This window comes from Streptomyces sp. NBC_01016, from assembly GCF_026341035.1.
In the GTDB taxonomy this organism is placed as follows: domain Bacteria; phylum Actinomycetota; class Actinomycetes; order Streptomycetales; family Streptomycetaceae; genus Streptomyces.
Window position 1 is genome coordinate 5,739,159 of record NZ_JAPEOQ010000001.1, and the last position, 18,682, is coordinate 5,757,840.

18 protein-coding genes are annotated in these 18,682 nt (G+C 71.9%); 9 read left to right on the top strand and 9 right to left on the bottom strand.

Translation table 11 applies throughout. The features are described from left to right. Window positions 1-41: 41 nt before the first annotated feature. The 5 genes from mdlC to OG746_RS25910 all read left to right on the top strand — a co-directional run bounded on the left by mdlC (window position 42) and on the right by OG746_RS25910 (window position 6,688). A complete protein-coding gene (mdlC, locus tag OG746_RS25890; RefSeq protein WP_266718367.1) occupies window positions 42-1,625 on the top strand; it encodes a benzoylformate decarboxylase in 1,584 nt (527 codons plus the stop codon). Window positions 1,626-1,627: 2 nt separating this feature from the next. Beyond that, entirely contained in the window at window positions 1,628-3,085 is a 1,458-nt protein-coding gene (locus tag OG746_RS25895) for an aldehyde dehydrogenase family protein (protein ID WP_266718368.1), read from the top strand. 160 nt (window positions 3,086-3,245) lie between these two features. Then, the gene (locus tag OG746_RS25900) at window positions 3,246-4,478 is read left to right on the top strand and encodes an MFS transporter (RefSeq protein WP_266718369.1); all 1,233 of its coding nucleotides are present in this window, start codon (window positions 3,246-3,248) and stop codon (window positions 4,476-4,478) included. 67 nt (window positions 4,479-4,545) lie between these two features. After that, on the top strand, window positions 4,546-5,031 hold the full coding sequence (locus OG746_RS25905; protein ID WP_266718370.1) for a GNAT family N-acetyltransferase: 486 nt from the start codon (window positions 4,546-4,548) through the stop codon (window positions 5,029-5,031). Window positions 5,032-5,131: 100 nt separating this feature from the next. Further along, entirely contained in the window at window positions 5,132-6,688 is a 1,557-nt protein-coding gene (locus OG746_RS25910; protein WP_266718372.1) for an MFS transporter, read from the top strand. Here OG746_RS25910 and OG746_RS25915 read toward each other — a convergent pair. From OG746_RS25915 to OG746_RS25935, 5 genes are all read right to left on the bottom strand, one after another. Further along, window positions 6,672-7,616 carry a PDR/VanB family oxidoreductase gene (locus OG746_RS25915; protein WP_266718374.1) on the bottom strand — a complete coding sequence of 315 codons (945 nt, stop codon included), beginning with the start codon at window positions 7,614-7,616 and terminating at the stop codon, window positions 6,672-6,674. The two genes, OG746_RS25910 and OG746_RS25915, sit on opposite strands and share 17 nt — an antisense overlap. Further along, complete coding sequence (locus OG746_RS25920; RefSeq protein WP_266718376.1) at window positions 7,613-7,783, bottom strand: hypothetical protein; 171 nt, start codon at window positions 7,781-7,783, stop codon at window positions 7,613-7,615. The genes OG746_RS25915 and OG746_RS25920 overlap by 4 nt, the downstream gene beginning before the upstream one ends. After that, window positions 7,780-8,793, bottom strand: coding sequence for an aromatic ring-hydroxylating dioxygenase subunit alpha (locus OG746_RS25925; protein WP_266718378.1), 1,014 nt, complete (start codon window positions 8,791-8,793; stop codon window positions 7,780-7,782). The genes OG746_RS25920 and OG746_RS25925 overlap by 4 nt, the downstream gene beginning before the upstream one ends. A gap of 93 nt (window positions 8,794-8,886) precedes the next feature. Continuing rightward, window positions 8,887-9,657, bottom strand: a complete 771-nt coding sequence (locus OG746_RS25930) for an IclR family transcriptional regulator (RefSeq protein ID WP_266719200.1) — start codon at window positions 9,655-9,657, stop codon at window positions 8,887-8,889. Between the two features lie 6 nt (window positions 9,658-9,663). Then, window positions 9,664-10,476 carry an alpha/beta fold hydrolase gene (locus OG746_RS25935; protein ID WP_266718380.1) on the bottom strand — a complete coding sequence of 271 codons (813 nt, stop codon included), beginning with the start codon at window positions 10,474-10,476 and terminating at the stop codon, window positions 9,664-9,666. A 177-nt stretch (window positions 10,477-10,653) separates the two neighbouring features. Between OG746_RS25935 and OG746_RS25940 the strand changes: the two genes are divergently transcribed. The 3 genes from OG746_RS25940 (at window position 10,654) to OG746_RS25950 (ending at window position 13,491) form a co-directional block, all read left to right on the top strand. Further along, window positions 10,654-11,508, top strand: a complete 855-nt coding sequence (locus OG746_RS25940) for a Cof-type HAD-IIB family hydrolase (protein WP_266718382.1) — start codon at window positions 10,654-10,656, stop codon at window positions 11,506-11,508. Window positions 11,509-11,686: 178 nt separating this feature from the next. Beyond that, the gene (locus OG746_RS25945; protein WP_266718383.1) at window positions 11,687-13,024 is read left to right on the top strand and encodes a lipase family protein; all 1,338 of its coding nucleotides are present in this window, start codon (window positions 11,687-11,689) and stop codon (window positions 13,022-13,024) included. A gap of 59 nt (window positions 13,025-13,083) precedes the next feature. Continuing rightward, window positions 13,084-13,491, top strand: coding sequence for a RidA family protein (locus OG746_RS25950; protein WP_266718384.1), 408 nt, complete (start codon window positions 13,084-13,086; stop codon window positions 13,489-13,491). 64 nt (window positions 13,492-13,555) lie between these two features. Here the strand turns inward: OG746_RS25950 and OG746_RS25955 are convergent, their stop codons facing one another. The 3 genes from OG746_RS25955 to OG746_RS25965 all read right to left on the bottom strand — a co-directional run bounded on the left by OG746_RS25955 (window position 13,556) and on the right by OG746_RS25965 (window position 16,034). After that, window positions 13,556-15,037 carry a SulP family inorganic anion transporter gene (locus tag OG746_RS25955; RefSeq protein ID WP_266718386.1) on the bottom strand — a complete coding sequence of 494 codons (1,482 nt, stop codon included), beginning with the start codon at window positions 15,035-15,037 and terminating at the stop codon, window positions 13,556-13,558. Between the two features lie 8 nt (window positions 15,038-15,045). Continuing rightward, window positions 15,046-15,627, bottom strand: a complete 582-nt coding sequence (locus OG746_RS25960; RefSeq protein WP_266718388.1) for a carbonic anhydrase — start codon at window positions 15,625-15,627, stop codon at window positions 15,046-15,048. A gap of 77 nt (window positions 15,628-15,704) precedes the next feature. Then, window positions 15,705-16,034, bottom strand: coding sequence for a hypothetical protein (locus OG746_RS25965; RefSeq protein ID WP_266718390.1), 330 nt, complete (start codon window positions 16,032-16,034; stop codon window positions 15,705-15,707). Between the two features lie 203 nt (window positions 16,035-16,237). On the opposite strand from OG746_RS25965, the gene OG746_RS25970 reads away from it, so the two are divergent. Then, on the top strand, window positions 16,238-16,972 hold the full coding sequence (locus OG746_RS25970; RefSeq protein ID WP_266718392.1) for a nitroreductase family protein: 735 nt from the start codon (window positions 16,238-16,240) through the stop codon (window positions 16,970-16,972). 9 nt (window positions 16,973-16,981) lie between these two features. Here OG746_RS25970 and OG746_RS25975 read toward each other — a convergent pair whose 3' ends face one another. Further along, a complete protein-coding gene (locus tag OG746_RS25975) occupies window positions 16,982-18,625 on the bottom strand; it encodes an ABC-F family ATP-binding cassette domain-containing protein (protein WP_266719202.1) in 1,644 nt (547 codons plus the stop codon). Between the last annotated feature and the right edge of the window lie 57 nt (window positions 18,626-18,682).

Sequence of the window (18,682 nt, forward strand, 5' to 3'; positions counted from 1 at the left end):
AGGCTCAACCACATCACCGCCGGTCAAGGAGGAGTCTGCGCATGCCGACCGCACGCCGGATCGCCCACGCGTTCCTCGAGCGACAGGGCCTGACCACGATCTTCGGGAACCCCGGCTCGAACGAACTGCCCTTCCTGGCGGGACTCCCCGAGTCCTTCCGCTACGTCCTCGGTCTGCACGAAGGCGTCGTCGCCGGCATGGCCGACGGATACGCCCAGGCCACCGGCCGCCCCGCGCTGGTCAATCTGCACGCCGCCGCCGGTTCCGGCAACGCGATGGGCGCGCTCACCAACGCGGTGTACGCGCGCTCGCCACTGGTGCTCACGGCGGGCCAGCAGGTGCGCTCCGCCGTCGGCCTGGAGGCGATGCTTGCCAACGTCGACGCCCCGCAGCTGATGCGCCCGCTCGTCGGCCACTCCGCCGAACCGGCCTGCGCCGCCGACGTCCCGCGCTCGCTGGCCCAGACGGTCTTCGAAGCCGAGTTGCAGCGCCGCCCGACCTATCTCTCCGTGCCGTACGACGACTGGGACGCCGAGGTCGACCCGGGGGCCTGCGAGGTCCTGGAGCGGCGAGTGCGCCGCGGGCTCGCCCCGGACGAGGAGCAACTCGACGACCTCGTAAGGGAAGTGGGCGCCGCCCGCAATCCCGTGCTCGTCCTCGGCGGTGACATCGACGCGGCCGGGTACTTCGACCGGGCCGTGGCCTGCGCCGAACACCTCGACCTGCCGGTGTGGGTGGCGCCCTCGCCGCACCGCCTCCCGTTCCCCAACCGGCATCCGCTGCTGCGCGGTGTGCTGCCCGCCGGAATCGGCTCCGTGTCGTCGGCGCTGGCCGGGCACGACCTGGTGCTCGTCGTCGGCGCGCCCGTCTTCCGCTACCACCAGCACGTACCGGGCCCCTATCTGCCCGACGGCGCCCGGCTGATCCAGATCACCGACGACGCCGGCGCCGCGGCCCGCGCGCCGATGGGGGAGGCACTGGTCGCGGATCCGGGTCCTGTGCTGACGGCGCTGCTGCATCGGCTGCCACAACGGGCAAGCGGGCCAAGGGAGTTCACGCCCCCGCCCGAACCCGCCACCGCCATCGGCGGCGCCCTCCACCCCGAGGAAGTCTTCGCCGCCCTCCGCGACACCCAGCCGCCCGACACCCGCTACGTCGTCGAGTCGACCTCCACCAACGGCGCCTGGTGGCGGCAGATGGACCTGCGGCGCCCCGGCTCCTACTTCTTCCCGGCCTCCGGCGGGCTCGGCTTCGGCCTGCCCGCCGCCGTCGGCGCGGCGATGGGCGACCCGGACCGCCCGGTCGTCGCGGTCGTCGGCGACGGCTCCGCCAACTACGGGATCACGGCGCTGTGGAGCGCCGCCCACTACCGGGTACCGGTCACCTTCCTCATCCTGCGCAACGGCACGTACGGTGCGCTGCGTTGGTTCGGGACGCTGCTCGACACCCCCGACGTGCCGGGCACCGCGATTCCCGGCCTCGACTTCACCGCGCTCGCCGCGGGGTACGGCGTGCCCGCCACCGCCGTGACCGAACTCGCCGATCTGCGCGAGCAGTTGAAGAAGAACGCGACCGAAGGACCCCGGCTCATCCAGGTCGACACCCACCCCACCTCACCGGAGTGAACATGACTCTCCTCGAAGACCCCGTATGGCACGAGCGCATCCACCTCGACGGCTGGACCGCGGGAAGTGGGGGCACGTCCGCCGTCGTCGAACCCGCCACCGGGCGGCGGCTCGGTGTGATCGGCAACGCCACCGCCGACGACGTGTCCCGCGCAGCGGCCCGCGCCGCCGTGGCGCAGGAGGAGTGGGCCCGCACCGCCCCCGCCGAGCGCGCCGCCGTGCTGCGCCGGGCCGGTGACCTGTTCGCCGAGCACGCCGAGGAGATCAAGGACTGGATCGTCCGCGAGGCCGGCTCGACGCGCGCCAAGGCAGGCGTCGAGACCGACTTCGCCGCCGCCGAGTGCTACGAGGACGCGGCCCTGCCCGCGCACCCGCTCGGCGACGTGCTCAGCAGCGGCGAGCCCCGCTGGTCGTTCGCGCGCCGCGTACCCGCGGGCGTCGTATCGGTCATCGCGCCGTTCAACTTCCCGCTGATCCTCGGCATCCGCTCCGTCGCGCCCGCGCTCGCCCTCGGCAACGCCGTGCTCCTCAAGCCGGACCCGCGCACCGCGGTCTGCGGTGGTGTCACCATCGTCCGTATCTTCGAGGAGGCCGGGCTGCCCGAGGGGCTGCTGCACCTGCTGCCCGGCGACGCGAGTGTCGGCGCCGCCGTCGTCGAGGCGCCCGAGGTCTCCGTCGTCTCCTTCACCGGCTCAACTGCCGCCGGGCGCAAGGTCGGTGAGGTCGCCGCCCGGAACCTCAAGAAGGTCCACCTCGAACTCGGCGGCAACAACGCGCTCGTCGTGCTGCCCGGCGCCGACCTCCCGGCGGCCGCCTCGGCCGGCGCGTTCGGCTCGTACCTCCACCAGGGCCAGATCTGCATGGCGACCGGCCGTCACCTCGTCCACGAGTCGCAGGCCGAGGAGTACGTGGCGCTGCTCGCGGAGAAGGCCGCGAACCTGCCCGTCGGTGACCCCGCCGCCGGCGACGTCGCGCTCGGGCCGATCATCGACAGCCGGCAACTCGCCCACATCGACAAGGTGGTGACCGACAGCGTCGCCGCGGGCGCGAAGGTCGCAGCGGGCGGCAAGGCCGACGCCCCGTACTATCCGGCGACCGTGCTCACCGGCCTCGACGACGACAGCCCGGCCTGGCGCGAGGAGATCTTCGGGCCCGTCGCGCCCGTGCGCACCTACCGCGACCTCGACGAGGCGGCCCGCATCGTCGACGCCTCGCCGTACGGCCTGTCCGTCGGCATCCTCGGCGACGTCGGCACCGCGATGACCCTCGCCGACCGGATCCGCTCCGGCAAGGTGCACATCAACGAACAGACCGTCATGGACGAGCCCGGCGCGCCCTTCGGCGGTGTCGGCGACTCCGGAAACGGATCCCGGTTCGGCGGCGCGCAGGCCAACATCGAGGCGTTCACCGAGACGCAGTGGGTGACCGTGCGCCCGCAGATCGCGCCGTACCCCTTCTGATCCCCGCAGAAGATCCGGCCCCACCGTAAAAGTCCCCCACCGTCAAAGTCCCCTGTCGTCAAAGTCCCCTGTCGCCAAAGTCCCCCGCCGTAAAAATCCCCTGTCGTCCAGGAGCAGCGCGTCCCCGTCCCCATCCGCTCATCAGGCAAGGAGCACGCCAATGACGACGTCTCCCAAGCGGGCAGCCGGCACGGCGGTGCTGTGCTGGCTGACCGTACTGCTCGAGGGGTACGACCTGGTGGCGCTCGGCGCCACCATCCCCACCCTGCTCAAGACGCACCACCTCGGTTTCACCGCGGCTGATGCCACCGCGGTCGCCACCGTGTCCCTCGTCGGGGTCGCGGTCGGCGCCGCGGGGCTCGGACCGCTCACCGACCGCTTCGGCCGGCGCGGCATGCTCATCGGCTCGGTGCTGCTGTTCTCGGTGTTCACCCTGGTGACACCGCTCGCCCCGAACGTGGCCGTGTTCGGCGGCTTGCGCTTCCTCGCCGGGCTCGGCCTCGGCGCCTGCATGCCGGTCGCCCTGACCGTCATGTCGGAGAACCTGCCCGAACGCCGCCGCGCGAGCGCCAGCACGTTCACCATGACCGGCTACCACGTCGGCGCGGTGCTCACCTCGGTGCTCGCGCTCGCCGTGGCCGGTGACTGGCACTGGCTGTTCTACGGCGGGGGAGTCGCGGGGTTGCTCGTCGTCCCGCTGATGTGGTGGAAGCTGCCGGAGTCCGCCGCGTACCTCGCCGCCAAACAGCAGCCCGAGACCGAACGCATCGGCATGCGCGACCTGCTCGGCCCGCGCGTGCGCCGCACCACGCTCGCCGTGTGGGGCGGCTCCTTCATGGGCCTGCTGCTCGTCTACGGGCTCAACACCTGGCTGCCCCAACTCATGCGCAGCGCCGGCTACCCCATCTCCCGCTCCATCGCGCTCCTGCTGGTCCTCAACGTCGGCGCCGTCATCGGGCTCGTCGTCGCGGGCATCGTCGCCGACAAGTACGGCATCCGGCGCGTGGCCCGCATCTGGTTCGCGGCGGGCGCCGTGCTGCTCGCCGTCCTGAGCCTGCGCATCGAAAGCAGCCTGCTGCTCAACGCACTGGTGCTGCTCACCGGCGTCTTCGTGTTCTCCGCGCAGGTCCTCATCTACGGGTACGTGGCCCAGGTCTTCCCGGCCCGCACCCGCGGCACCGCGCTCGGCCTCGCCTCCGCGGTGGGCCGGCTCGGCTCGATCACCGGACCGTTCGTGACCGGCGCCCTGGTCACGGCGGGCATCGCCCACCCCTGGGGCTTCTGGTTCTTCGCCGGTGTCGCGGCCCTCGGACTCGGCGCGATGCTGCTGCTGGCACCGCCGGCATCCGAGGACCGGGAGGCCAGGTCACCGAGCGCGGCGTTCACCGGCTGACCAGCCCCGCGTTCACCAACTGGGCGTCCTCGACAGGGCGGCCGGGCCGCGTGCCAGACTCGGCCCCATGAAGATCAGAGACATCAGGGACGGGGACTGGGAGCGGATCTGGCCGTTCTGGCGGCGGATCGTGCGCGAGGGCGAGACCTATGCCTGGGATCCCGACACCAGCGAGCCCGAGGCCCGCGCCCTGTGGACCGAGGGCGCGGGCAAGCGCGTCCTCGTCATGGAGGACGACGCGGGCACGCTCGTCGCGACGGCCTACGTGAAGCCCAACTACGGCGGCCCGGCGCGGGACACCGCGAACGCCGGATTCATGGTCGACCCCGACCACGGCGGCCACGGCTACGGCCGCGCCCTCGCCGAACACGTGCTGACCGTGGCCGAGCAGGACGGCTACCGCGCCATGGTCTTCAACGCCGTCGTCGAGACCAACCCGGCCGTACGGCTGTGGACTTCGCTCGGCTTCACGATCCTCGGCACGGTGCCCGAGGCGTACGACCACCCGCGGCACGGCAGGGTCGGACTGCACATCATGCACCGCGCCCTATAGGCCCTGGTGGGGTGGGGCGGACGCGGGCCATCCGTTGAGTTAGGGTTACCTAACCAGCGGGGTGGTCCCCGTGTTCTCCGCCTGCCTACAAGGAGCCCGCATGACGGCGACGCCCGCCGCCGAACAGCCGACCGCACCCGCGCCCGCCCGGCCGAGGGACCCGCGCCGCTGGCTCATCCTCGGCGTGATCTGCCTCGCCCAACTCGTCGTCATCCTCGACAACACGATCCTCAACGTCGCCGTCCCCACGCTCACCGACGACCTCGGCGCAGACACCGTCGACGTCCAGTGGATCATCAACGCGTACGTGCTGGTGCAGGCGGGACTGCTGCTCGCGGCCGGGGCCGCCGCGGACCGCTACGGCCGCAAGAAGCTGCTCCTGACCGGTCTCGTGCTGTTCGGTGCGGGCTCGCTCGCCGCCGCGCTCTCCCACACCACCGGCCAGTTGATCGCCGCGCGCGCCGGCATGGGCGTGGGTGGCGCACTCCTGCTGACCACGACCCTCGCGGTGGCCGTGCAGGTCTTCGACGACGACGAACGGGTCCGTGCCATCGGGGTCTGGGCCGCCGTCAACGCCCTCGGCTTCGCGGCGGGACCGCTGGTCGGTGGCGTCCTCCTCGCGCACTTCTGGTGGGGCTCGCTCTTCATCGTCAACGTGCCCGTCGTGCTGCTCGGCCTGTGCGCCGTCAGCGTCCTCGTGCCGGAGAGCAGGGCCGAGCAGAGCCACCGCCCCGACGTGCTCGGCGCGCTCCTGTCGACGATCGCGATGGGCTCCCTCGTCTACGCCGTCGTTTCGGGCCCGGACCACGGCTGGTCCTCCCCGTACGTGCTCGCGGGCGCGGGTCTCGGGGTGTGCGCGCTGACCGGGTTCGTGCTGTGGGAGCGGCGGGTCACCGACCCCATGCTCGACATGAGCTTCTTCCGCAACCGGACGTTCACCGGTGCCGTGATCGGCGCCGTGCTGATCACCTTCGGCAGCGGGGGAGCGCTCTTCCTTCTCACGCAGCAGCTCCAATTCGTGCTGGGCTACGGCCCGTTGGAGGCCGGGCTGCGCACGGCCCCGTTCGCGCTCACCGTCGTGCTGCTCAACTTCTCAGGTTTGTCGGCCCGGTTGAGCAAGCGGCTCGGCATTCCGGGGTCCGTGGCCGTCGGCATGACGCTGCTCGCGAGCGGACTCGCCGCGGTCGCCCTCGCCGGGCGGGTCGTGGACGGGTACGGGGGCCTGCTCGTCGGGCTCGTCCTCATGGGTGTCGGCTGCGCGTTCGCCAACCCGGCGATGGCCGTCGCCGTGATGGGCTCGATCCCCCGAGAGAAGGCGGGCGCGGGCGCCGGCATCCAGGGCACGGTCACCGAGTTCGGCAGCGGCCTCGGCGTCGCCGTCCTGGGCGCCGTGCTCAGCGCCCGGTTCTCCGCGCTCGTACCGGTGGCCGCGGCCTCACTGCCCGCCGCCCTCGCCGCGACCGACTCGGCGGCCGAACGCCGCACGGTGACGCGGGCGTTCGGCTCCGCCCTGGAGACCGGTCAACTCGTGGGCGCGGCCGCCGTGTTGACGGGCGGCCTGGTGGCGGCCACGCTGCTGCGCCGCGCGGAACACGCGACGCAGCCGGGAGCCGAGTCCGAGGCCGCCACGGATGAGGCGGTCACAGATCGAGCGTGAGCCGCTCGCCCTTCGCCCGTGAGACGCACACCATCATCGTCTCGTTCGCGTCCCGCTCGGCGGCCGTGAGCACGCTGTCGCGGTGGTCGACCTCCCCGGCGAGCACGTCCGTCTCGCAGGTGCCGCACGTGCCCTCGGTGCAGGAGTACAGCACCTGGATCCCGGCCTCCTGCAACGTGGCGAGGATCGTCCGGTCCGCCGGGACCTTCAACGTCCGGCCGCAGGAGGCGAGTTCGACCTCGAAGGCCGTGTCGCCGCTGGTGTCGGTCGCCGTCGGCGTGAACCGCTCCGTGCGCAGCGCCTCGGCCGGCACCAGCTCCTCGACGGCGGCGAGCAGCGGCTCGGGGCCGCAGGCGTAGACGAGTTCACCGGGTCGCCGGTCCGCGAGGACCGCGGGGAGGTCCAGCAGGCCCTCGACGAACTCGATCCGCCCGCCGGGGTGCCGGGCGGCCAACTCCTCGGCGAACGCCATCGTCGCGCGGGAGCGGCCCCCGTAATGCAGGGACCACTGCGCGCCCCGGTCGGCCGCCGCGGCCAGCATCGGCAGGATCGGCGTGATGCCGATGCCGCCCGCGACGAACCGGTACGCGGGCGCCGGTTCGAGCCGGAAGTGGTTGCGCGGCCCACGGGCACGTACCGCCGCGCCTTCCTGAAGCTCGCCGTGCACATGCGCCGAGCCGCCCCGCCCGTCCCGCTCGTGCAGCACCGCGATCCGCCAGGAGTGCGCGTCCCCGCCGCACAGCGAGTACTGCCGTTCGAGGCCCGCGGCCTCGGAGAGGATCAGGTCGATGTGGGCGCCCGCCTCCCACGCGGGCAGCGGCGCGCCGTCCGGGCGGCGCAGGAGCAGGGAGACGACGCCTTCGGCCTCCTGGCGGCGTTCGGCGACGACGAGGTCGTACGTGTCGAGGGGGACGAGCGGGTCGCTCACGGGGTGCGGTCCTTCTGGTCGGAGGCCTGCGGGTGGTCCGGGTGGGCGAGCATCCACTCCCACATGGCGACCGGGTCCTCGCTCGTGTGCCGCTCACCGCAGTAGCAGTGGCCGTCGAGGATGTCGGTGCCGGGGAGCCATTCGATGCGGTACACGGGCCGGTTCATCCGGCGGCCAGCTTCCCGAGGATGCGGCGCGCGGCCAGGCCGCCCGTGTCGATGTTGATGCTGAGCTCCTGGTAGCCCTCCGGTTCGGTGTCCAGGGTGCGCTGCAGCAGATTGAGCGCGTCCACGTCCTGCATGACGACCTTGTGGTTGAAGTCCCGCAGGAACGTGGTGACTTCGGCGTCCTCGGTCGCGAAGTTCCGCGACACCGCCCAGAAGTCGTACACCTTGCCGGGCGAGGACGGGGTGATCGCGTACGTGATCTCCGTGCGGAACGCGGGGGTCTCCTGCCCCGACGGGCTGATCGTGCTGTGCAGCAGATACAGGCACGGTGCGTGGTACTCGATGTCCTGGCGCCGGTCGATGCGGCCCTCGATGCCGGTGGAACGGGCGTAGAACGGCGGGCACTCGGCGTCCTTCATGTGCCGCGACACCCGCACGATCCCGGACTCCTCGTCGACCTCCGTGGCGATGGGTGTCTCGGCGACCTCGGGCGTCCCGATGTAACCGCCGTGCAGATACGTCTCGTGGGAGAGGTCCATGAGGTTGTCGACCAGGAGCATGAAGTCCGCGTCGATCGGCTCCATGCCCTCCACGGTCACGAAACCGTCCGCGACCAGGTGCGGGGCGCGCGGGATCACACCCTTGTCGGCCTGCTCCGGGTCACCGACCCACACCCACACCATCCCGTCGACCTCGGCGACCGGGTACGAGCTCACCCGCGCGGTCCGCGGCACCCGCTTCTGCCCCGGCACGAACACGCAGGTGCCCGTCGTGTCGTAGGTGAACCCGTGGTACCCGCACACCACCCGGTCCCCGTCGAGCCCGCTCGCCGACAGCGGGTAGCGGCGGTGCACACAGCGGTCCGCGAGCGCGACCGGCTCCCCGGCCTCGGTGCGGTAGAAGGCGATCGGCTCACCGAGGATCGTGCGGCCGAGCAGCTCCCGGCCGACCTCCTTCGACCACGCGGCGACGTACCACTGGTTACGGGCGAAGGCCGAGTAGGCGGTCATGACGGGTGTCCCTCCAGTCACCGCGCGGCACCGTCGCCGCGCGTCACCGACCACCCTGGTGACCTGGACCACAGCCCCACAACGCCACTTCCGTCAGACGGAAGCCGGGGGTGCGGTCGAGGCGGGTTGCCAGCCCAGAGCGCGCGAAATGCCCCGCCCGGCCAGCTGTACCGCCGGAATCAGCGCAGGCGTCCGCGCGCCCTCGACCGGTACGACGACGGACACCGCGGCGACGACATCCCCGCGCGGCCCGCGCACCGGAGCCGCCACCGACAGCGCGTCGTCGGTGATCTGACGGTCGCTCACCGCGACGCCGCTGCGCCGCACTTCGGCCAGCATCCGGCGCAGCCGGACCGGATCGGTGACGGTGTAGGGGGTGAACGGGTCGAGCCCGCCCTGCGGGTAGCGGTCCTGGAGGTCGAGGTCGCCGTGCGCGAGCAGCACCAGACCCACGCCCGTCGCGTGCAGCGGCCAGCGCGCGCCGACCCGTGAGTGCACGCCCACCGCCGAACGGCCCGACAGGCGCTCGATGTAGACGACCTCCAGGCCGTCGCGCACCGCGAGGTGCACGTTCTCGTGCGTGGCCTCGTACAGGTCCTCGAGGAACGGCAGGGCCGCCTGCCGCAGGCCGAGGCCGCGCGGGGCGAGCGCCGCGATCTCCCACAGGCGCAGGCCCACGTGGTAGTTCCCCGCCTCGTCGCGCTCCAGGGCGCCCCAGCGGGAGAGCGCGCCGACGAGCCGGTGCGCGGTGGGCAGCGGAAGCTCGGCGCGATGCGCGAGCTGGGTCAGTGTGAGCGACGGGTGGTCCTGGTCGAAGGCGCCGAGCGCGTCGAGCAGCCGGTCGCTCGCGGAGCGGGTCACGATCCCGCCCTACCCGGTCGGACAGCGGTCGCGGAGGAAGTCCAGGAGTACGGAGTTGAACAGCTCGGGCTGCTCGACGCCCGGCAGATGCCCGGCCCCGTCGATCACCCGCAGCAGCGAGTCCGGCACCAGCTTCACGATCTCCTCGGAGTCCGGGACCGGCGTGTACGCGTCGTCCGCGCCGACCACGACGAGCGCGGGAACCCGGGCCGCCGCGAGGCTGTCGCGGTAGTCGGGGCGCTCGGCCCGCCCGCGCAGCGCCGCCGCGGCCCCGCGCGGGTCGGTGACCTGCATCATGCCGAGGACATGCGCGGCGACCTCCGGCAGCGCGGCCACGTTGTACCGCGCGAGCATCTTGTCGATGACCTCGTCCGCGTACGCGCTCATGCCCTCGGCGAGCAGCCGCACCGCGAGCCGGTTGCGGTGGACCTTGCCCTCGGGGGTCTCGGGCGGCGCCGAGGTGTCGGACAGGACGAGCGCGCGGGTGCGGTCCGGGTGCCGCAGGTGGAACTCCATGGCGATCTGGCCGCCCATGGACACACCACCGACCACGGCGGTGTCGATGTCCAGCTCGTCCAGGAGCGCGACGACGTCGTCCGCGAAGCGCGAGAGCAGCACCTGCCCCGGAGTGACATCGCTCTCGCCGTACCCGCGCAGATCGGGCAGGAGCACCCGGTACCCGGCCGCCGTGAGCGCGTCGGCCTGAGTGGCCCACAGGGTCCGGTTGAACGGATGCCCGTGGATCAGCACGATCGCGACACCGTCCGCGGGACCGAGGTCGTCGTACCGCAAAACGGTGCCGTCCTGCGTGAATCGGGGCATGGAGTGCTCCAGGTTGGGTCGGACCCGCGCGGGGTGAGTGCCGGAACCGTACGGCGCGGGCGTGGGCATGATCAAGAGTGTTGGCCGGTCAGAGCGGCCGGGACGGCCCTTCTAGACTGGTGGTGCTGCGTCCTCGCCCCGTGGCCCGCAGCCCGCACCACCGAACCAGGAACCACCGTGAACACCCAGCACCAGGCGACCGCCGCCACCCCGCCCGACATCCGCCTGGTCGTCACCGACATGGACGGCACGCTCCTGGACGGCGACGGGAAGATCCCGGATTCCCTCTGGCCGCTCTTGGCCGAAATGAACCGCCGAGGCATCGCCTTCTGCCCCGCCAGCGGCCGGCAGTACGCCACGCTCGCCGCCCAGTTCGACGCCGTGGACGACGGCGGCATGGTCTACGTCGCGGAGAACGGCGCCTACGTCGTGCGCGGCGGCGCCGAGATCAGCTCCGATCCGCTGGAGCCGGCCGTCGTCGAGTGGATCGTCAAGGCGGTGCGCGCTCTCGTCGACGAGGGCGGGGCCGACGCGGGCGTCGTCGTCTGCGGGAAGCGGTCCGCCTACGTGGAGCGCTCCGACGAGGCGTTCATGACGCAGGTCCGCAAGTACTACGCCGCCCACGAGATCGTCGCCGACGCCACCGCCGTCGAGGACGAGTTCGTCAAGGTCGCGCTCTTCGACTTCGGCAACGCGCAGGACACCACCGCCCCGCTCCTCGCCCCGCTCACCGACTCGCACCAGGTCGTCGTCTCCAGCCGGCACTGGATCGACGTCATGAACCCGGCCGCGAACAAGGGCGCCGCCGTCCGCAGGCTCCAGGACGCCCTGGGCGTCACGCCCGCGCAGACCGTGGTGTTCGGCGACTACCGCAACGACCTGGAGATGCTGGACACCGCCGACTGGTCCTACGCCATGGCCAACGCCCACCCCGACGTCCTCGACCGCGCCCGGCTGCGCGCCCCGGCCAACACCGAGAACGGCGTCGTCCGCACGGTCAGCGATCTGCTCGGGCTCGCGGTGCAGCCGTAAGTTACTGAACCGTAACCTTCCCGGTGCTACTCGCGGTAACGGTGTTCTGGATAGCGTCCGGCAAGGCGTGTGGTGGCGGTGGGACGACCGCTCCGAACGCGCCGTCGGCCTGCCCGATGTTCCGGCCGACAGCCGCCAGGCGGGGGGTCACCCCCCGCCCGTAGACCGGAGGTTCGCCATGCCCACCGCTCCCACCCGCCTGCTGGCCGCTGCCGTCACCGTCGCCGCGTGTGTCGGCGCCCAGGCCGTGCCCGCCGCGGCGGCCACCGGATCGGACGCCTCCGGCGACACCGTCTCGCGCGGTGTCACGATCCCCGCCTTCTACAACCCGCCGGCCGAACTGCCCGCCGCCAACGGAACGTTGATGCGCAGCGAGGGCCTCCCGCTCGCCCTCAGCCTGCCCGGCCTGCACGGACCGCTGCCCGGCAAGGCGACCCGCATCATGTACAAGACCACCGACTCCAACGGGAAGCCCGCGGCGTCCACGGGCGCGTACATCGAGCCCAGCGCCAAGTGGCGCGGCGCCGGGCCCCGTCCGCTCGTCGCGCTCGCCCCCGGCACGCAGGGGCAGGGCGACCAGTGCGCCGCGTCGATGGGGCTCGAGCACCCGATCGTGTTCAACGGGCAGACGCTGGTGGCCGGTTACGAGGACCTGGCGATCTACCGGCTCCTCGCCAAGGGCGTCGCCGTCGTCGTCACCGACTACATCGGCCTGGGCGCCACCGACCGCCTGCACACCTACGTGAACCGGCAGGACGAGGCCCACGCGGTGCTCGACGCCGTGCGGGCCGCCCGCGCCCTCAAGGACGCCACCGTCACCAGCGGTTCGCGGGTCGGCCTCTTCGGCTACAGCCAGGGCGGCGGCGCCACCGCCGCTGCCGCCGAACTCCAGCCGACGTACGCACCGGATGTCACGCTCTCCGGAACGTACGCGGGGGCGCCGCCGGCCGACCTGACCGAGACGACCAAGGCCATCGACGGCACCGACCTCGTCGGGGCGCTCGGCTGGTCGCTCAACGGGTTCCTGCAGTCCGACCCGGAGCTTCGGGCGATCGCCGACAAGCACCTGAACGACAAGGGTCGGGCCGCCCTGAAGGACCTCTCCACGGCGTGCGTCGGCGACGCCATCCTCGGCTACTCGTCCCAGAAGAGTTCGACCTGGACGAAGGACGGCGAGAGCCTCGAGGACATCATCAAGGCCGAGCCGCGCCTCCAGGAGTTCCTCGCCCAGCAGCGCATCGGCACCATCGAGCCGCAGAGCCCGGTGCGCGTCGCCACGGGTGTGAGCGACAACCTCGTCCCGCACGGCCAGGCACGCCAGTTGGCCGTCGACTGGTGCGGCCGCGGTGCCCAGGTCACGTACAAGGCGGTGAACATCCCGGACGTCGGCCGCGCCCTGATCAACCACTTCGCCCCGCTGCTCACCGACCAGGGACCGGCCATCAACTGGCTCACCGACCGCCTCTCGGGAGAGCCGGCCACGTCCACCTGTGGCGAACTCCCCGCGCAGCGCTGACCGTACGGGCGGGTGCCGTGGCACGATGACGACCACCGCACCCGTCCGAAGGGAACCCCGTGCCCCGTGCCGTCACCCTGATCCGCTCCGACGCCCTCTCCGATGTCGCGGAGTACGCCTACGCGGCCACCGCGCCGGCCGAGGCGCGGCTCGTCTTCCTCGCGGGTTCCTGCCCGTTGGACAAGGACGGCTCGACCGTCGCGGTCGGCGACTTCGCCGGTCAGGCGGCCCAGTGTGTCGCGAACATGCGCCTCGCCCTCGACGCGGCCGGCGCCGGTCTCGAGGACGTCATCAGCACCCGCGTCCTCGTCGCGTCGACGCGGCAGGAGGACCTGGTCAAGGCCTGGGAAGTGGTGCGTGACGCCTTGGGCGACCACGACGTACCCAGCACCTTGATGGGTGTCACCGTGCTCGGCTACGCCGACCAGCTCGTCGAGGTCGAGGCGGTCGCCGCGGTGGTCGACTGAGACACGCGAAGGCCCCGACTCCCGTGCGGAACACGGGAGTCGGGGCCGATGCGTCTGAATTGGATCAGGCCGAGGTGACCTTCACCGGCTCCGTCTCCGCGGAGCTGTGCCGTTCGGCCCAGTTCTCCAGAGCCGTGCGGCACGCGTGGTCCAGGTGGTGGACCCCGCTCAGGTTCAGTTCGACCGGGCGGTCCTGCGGGAGCGCCTCCAGGCTGTCGAGGATCTTCGGCAGCTTCAGGAAGGTCGCGTTGCCCGTCAGGTGTGCCTGGATCGGGCCCGCTCCCTTGTCTATGACCTCCAGCTTGACGTGCGAGGCGTCCCAGGCGGTCTTGATGACCGACAGGGCGAGGCCGATGAGCACGCCCTCGAACATGCTGATCGCCACGATCGACACCGCGGTGACGACCAGGATCAGCGCCTCACCGCGATGGTCGCGCCAGAGCTTCACCAGGGCCCGTACGGGCACCAGCTTCGCCCCGGCGTGCACCAGCACGCCCGCGAGGGCCGGGATCGGGATGTAGGCGAGCAGCGCCGGCAGCAGCGCCGCGAACAGCAGTAGCCAGACGCCGTGCATGACCCGCGACGCCTTCGTCCTGGCGCCCGCCTGCACATTGGCCGAGCTGCGCACGATCACCGCGGTCATCGGCAGCGCGCCGAGCACGCCGCACACCGCGTTGCCCGCGCCCTGCGCGAGCAGTTCCTTGTCGTACTGGGTGCGCGGACCGTCGTGCATCCGGTCCACGGCGGCCGCGCTGAACAGTGACTCGGCGGACGCGATCAGGGTGAACGCCACGATCGTGCCGAGCACACCGACGGTGGCGAGCTCGCCGAACGAGCCGAGGGGCGGCGGCTGGATCGAACCGATCAGGCCGTTGACCTCGACCATGGCGACGGGTGCGTTGAACACGAACGCCGCCAGCATCGCCAGGCCCACCGCGGCGAGCGGTCCCGGAACGACGCGCGCCTTGCGCGGCATGTACTTCCAGAACACCAGGATCAGGACGGTACCGGCGCCGAGGGCGAGCGAGGCCAGCGCCCGGGTGCTGCCGAGCGTGTCGATGAAGGCTTCCGGCAGCCCGGCTATCTTGCCGAGCCCCGACTCCGGGGCCTTGGCGTCGAGGACCGAGTACATCTGGCCCGCGATCAGGACCAGGCCGATGCCGGCGAGCATGCCCTCGACGACCGAGACCGAGATGGCCCGGAAGTACCGGCCCACCTTCAGAGCGCCCATGGCGATCTGCAGCACGCCGGTCGCGAGGACGATGACGCCGAGTATCGGAAGGCCGAACTCCTGCACCGCTTCGTACACGAGGACGGTCAACCCGGCTGCCGGGCCCGACACTTGGAGACTGCTGCCGCGCATCAGGCCGGTGACGATGCCGCCGACGATGCCGGTGATCAGGCCGAGTTCCGCGGGCACACCCGAGGCGACGGCCACGCCGACGCACAGCGGAAGTGCCACGAGGAACACGACGAGCGAGGCGGTGAAGTCCGCCTTGAGATGAGGGAACTTCGGGGTTGGGGTGTGGGGGGTGGTTTCAGTCATGGTGGCGCTCACAGAGTCTCGAACGTGTCGGTGTCGACACGGTGTTCGCGGACGCCGCCGGTGTGCACCTCGTAGTACCAGCCGCGCAGCGTGAGGCGGCCGTCGGCGAGCCGGCGCTCCACACACGGGTAGGAGCGCAGCCGCAGCAGCTGGGCGAGGACGTGCTGTTGGACGGCCGAGGAGACCGTGACGTCGGCCGGGTCGCAGCCTCCGGGCTCGTCCGCGGCGTGCGCGAGCCAGTCCCGGACGGCGGGCACGGCCTCGAGGTCGTCGCCGCGCACCAGCGCGCCGACCGCCCCGCAGTGCGAGTGCCCGCACACGACGATGTCCTGGACGCCGAGGACTTCCACGGCGTATTCGATGGTGGCGGTCTCCCCGCAGGGGGTGCCGCCGGCGTACGGGGGCACGATGTTGCCCGCGGTGCGGAGCTCGAAGAGCTCACCGGGGCGCGCGCCCGTGATCAGGGCCGGCACGACGCGAGAGTCGGAGCAGGTGATGAAGAGGACCTGCGGGGACTGGCCGTCGGCGTGACTGGCGAACTCCTCAGGGCGCTGGCCAAACGTGCGGGCGTTGTCGATGAGGGGCTGCATGTGTGGTGATTCCTCCTGGCGCGCCGGCAGGGGCGCGTCGGACGGGCAGGACAGGTGGGAACGGCAACTGTCGGGAATCAGCAGCGGAAGATCTGAAGGGACGCCGCTGTCAGCTCGTCGATGGATCTGTCCGGGCGGGCGTACGAGGCGTGCGGCGCGGTCGCCGACGCGGAGGTGACGTCCGGCACGGGTGACTCGGCGCAGGGGCAGGGCAGTTGGCTCGAGCCCGACGCCGTGCGATGGCGGTCGCGGGTGCGGACCGCTTCGGCGGGCCTCTGGGGCTCCGTCCCGTCGCCGTGACAGGCCTTCGTGTCGGCGGGTGTCGCGACCGAGGTATGTGCGGACGCGAACGAATGTCCGGACGCGAGCAGGGGAAGCGACAGCAGCAGGGCGATGACAAAGGCCATCGCCGTGCGCTTCCTCCCACCTCGGGACATGTTCCCCCCTCGCGCATCTCTCACCAAGAGATCGCCAACGTACGGTCAACTGCTGGTCAAGAGCCAGGTTAACTCTGCAAAGGTGGCTCGTGGGTTAACTGAGTGTTTCGGCTCGAAGGATGGGCGAAAGATGGGGGTGTTTTGGCGTGAATGACACCCCTAGACTCGCGATCATGAATCAAGTCACCACAGACACCGAGACACCCCAAATCGCCGACGACACAAGCCTGTTCGGCACCATGGCCACGATGCGCGCCATGCGCCGGCTGCGCCCGGAACCAATTTCCGACGAGCTGCTGGAAAGGCTGATTCAGGCAGCCGTGTGGGGGCCCAGTGGCGGCAATATGCAGCGCTACGAGTACGTCGTGGTCACCGACCCGGCAGTTATGGCGGAACTGGCACCTTTGTGGACACGTTGTGTGGACGCCTATCTGGCGACCACCGGCAAGTACGCGCCCGAGGGCATGGACGAAGCGGCGTACGGGCGCATGGTCGCAGCCATCGAGTACCAGCGCGACCACTTCGCCGAGACACCGGCGCTCGTCATCCCCTGCTACCAGTTCCCGCCGTCCCGCGTCGACGAGGAGGGCCTGCAGGCCTCGGTCACCGCGCTCGGCCCCACGGCGGCCGCCGCGCTGGCGAGCACGCAGGAGCGCTTCGCCGCACTCGCGGAGGGCTCCTGCGTCTACCCCGGCGTACAGAACCTGCTGCTCGCCGCGCGCGGCCTCGGTCTCGCCGCCAACATCACCATCTGGCACCTGATGCTGGAGGACGAGTGGAAGGCCGCGCTCGGCATCCCCGACGACATGCGGACGTTCGCGGCCATCCCGGTCGGATGGCCGCTCGGCCGCTTCGGCCCGGTGCGCCGCAGGCCGGTCGAGGAGGTGCTGCACCGGAACCGCTGGTAGGTCGCGCGCTCACCCCTCGCGGGAGAGCCGGATCTCGCGGCCCTTCCAGCGCTCGCGCAGCCAGCGGTCGTGGCAGGCGACGACGATGGCGCCGGGGCCCGCGCCCAGCGCGTCCTCCAACTCGTCGCACAGCGTGGGGGACAGGTGGTTCGTCGGCTCGTCGAGCAGCAGCAGCTCCGGCGGGTTCGCCACGAGCAGCGCGAGCGCGAGCCGGCGCCGCTGGCCGACCGACAGCTGGCCCACGGGCTGGTCGAGGTCGGCCGTGCGCAGCAGCCCGAGCCCGGCCAGCGGCACCGCCTCGGCCCGCGCGAACCCGAGTTCCTGCGCGTACGTGTCCCGGGCGGTGCGCCCGGGCCGCGCGAACACGGAGTCCTGCGCGAGCAGCCCCACCGAAAGGCCCGGGCGTCGATGTGTGCCGCCCCGCGCCGTCAACTGCCCGGCGAGGACCGCCAACAGGGTCGACTTCCCTGTGCCGTTGGCGCCGGTGACCAGCAGTCGGTCCTCGGGTGTCACGTCGAGCAGGTCCAGGGTCAGCCGCCCGGGGACCTCGACCGCCCGCAGGGACACGAGCGGTGCGTCGATGTCCTCGACCGACATGTCTTCGGCGGACATGTCGGCGAGGCGGTCGGGCCGGAAGCGCAGCGGCGGCGGGGGCGCGGCGACCTGCGTGCGCTCCAGGTCCTCGAGGCGGCGGGTGGCATTGCGGACCCGGCGCGAGATCTGGCTCTGCACCCGGTTGGCGCGCTTGCCGTAGCCCATCTTCTCGTTGTCGCGCGGCCCGCGGTCGGGGGCGACGCGGCGCGCCGAGACACCGGCCGAGTGCCGCAGCGCTGCCAACTCCTCCTGCTCCTCGGCGAATCGCCGCTCCCACCGCTCCCGCTCGGCCCGCTTCTCCGCGCGGTAGGCGCTGTAGTTGCCGCCGAACCGCACGGGGCCGTCCACCGCCGGATCGAGGTCGACGAGGTCCGTGCAGACGGCGTCGAGGAACGCCCGGTCGTGGCTGGCGAGGACGACCACGCCGGGCAGCGCCCGCACCTGTTCCTCGACGAACAGCGCGGCGTCGTCGTCGAGATGGTTCGTCGGCTCGTCGAGCAGCAGTGCGGTGGGACGGCGTACGAGCAGCGCGGCCAGGGCGAGCCGTCCGCGTTGGCCGCCGGAGAGCGAACCCAGGGTGCGGGTGTGCGCGAACGTCCCGAGGCCGAGACCGGCGAGGGTGATCTCGGCGCGCCGGTCCGTGTCCCATACCTCGTGCTCCCGGGCGCGCTCGAGCAACTGCCCATAGGTGTCGAGCAGTTCGGCGTAGGTGTCGGAGTCCTCCGGAGTCCTGGCGAGCTGATCGCCGAGCCGGTCGAGCTCGGCGAGTTCGGCCCGGGTCTCGCGCAGCGCGTCGTCCAGCACGTCCGCGATCGTCGTCGTGGCGTCGTACGGCGCCTCCTGCTCGAGGAAGCCGAGGTCGGGCGGCCGGACGACGCTGCCCGAGTCGGGGGTGTCGTCGCCGGCGAGAAGGCGCAGCAGGGTCGACTTGCCGACCCCGTTCTCGCCGATCAGGCCGATGCGGCGACCGGGGGCGGCGGTGAGCGACACACCGTCGAGGACGCGGCGGGTGCCGAGGGTGCGGGTCAGGTCGTGGGCGATGAGGGCGGGCTGGGCCATGAGGTGAGTTCCGTTCGACGTGAGCAGCCGTGGGGCCCGCCGGGCGTACGCCTCGGG

Excerpts from the sequence above, each read along its gene's own strand:
- mdlC (WP_266718367.1), top strand. The coding sequence starts at position 42 with ATGCCGACCGCACGCCGGATCGCCCACGCGTTCCTCGAGCGACAGGGC.
- OG746_RS25895 (WP_266718368.1), top strand. The coding sequence starts at position 1,628 with ATGACTCTCCTCGAAGACCCCGTATGGCACGAGCGCATCCACCTCGAC.
- OG746_RS25900 (WP_266718369.1), top strand. The coding sequence starts at position 3,246 with ATGACGACGTCTCCCAAGCGGGCAGCCGGCACGGCGGTGCTGTGCTGG.
- OG746_RS25905 (WP_266718370.1), top strand. The coding sequence starts at position 4,546 with ATGAAGATCAGAGACATCAGGGACGGGGACTGGGAGCGGATCTGGCCG.
- OG746_RS25910 (WP_266718372.1), top strand. The coding sequence starts at position 5,132 with ATGACGGCGACGCCCGCCGCCGAACAGCCGACCGCACCCGCGCCCGCC.
- OG746_RS25920 (WP_266718376.1), bottom strand. The coding sequence starts at position 7,783 with ATGAACCGGCCCGTGTACCGCATCGAATGGCTCCCCGGCACCGACATC.
- OG746_RS25925 (WP_266718378.1), bottom strand. The coding sequence starts at position 8,793 with ATGACCGCCTACTCGGCCTTCGCCCGTAACCAGTGGTACGTCGCCGCG.
- OG746_RS25935 (WP_266718380.1), bottom strand. The coding sequence starts at position 10,476 with ATGCCCCGATTCACGCAGGACGGCACCGTTTTGCGGTACGACGACCTC.
- OG746_RS25945 (WP_266718383.1), top strand. The coding sequence starts at position 11,687 with ATGCCCACCGCTCCCACCCGCCTGCTGGCCGCTGCCGTCACCGTCGCC.
- OG746_RS25955 (WP_266718386.1), bottom strand. The coding sequence starts at position 15,037 with ATGACTGAAACCACCCCCCACACCCCAACCCCGAAGTTCCCTCATCTC.
- OG746_RS25960 (WP_266718388.1), bottom strand. The coding sequence starts at position 15,627 with ATGCAGCCCCTCATCGACAACGCCCGCACGTTTGGCCAGCGCCCTGAG.
- OG746_RS25965 (WP_266718390.1), bottom strand. The coding sequence starts at position 16,034 with ATGGCCTTTGTCATCGCCCTGCTGCTGTCGCTTCCCCTGCTCGCGTCC.
- OG746_RS25970 (WP_266718392.1), top strand. The coding sequence starts at position 16,238 with ATGAATCAAGTCACCACAGACACCGAGACACCCCAAATCGCCGACGAC.
- OG746_RS25975 (WP_266719202.1), bottom strand. The coding sequence starts at position 18,625 with ATGGCCCAGCCCGCCCTCATCGCCCACGACCTGACCCGCACCCTCGGC.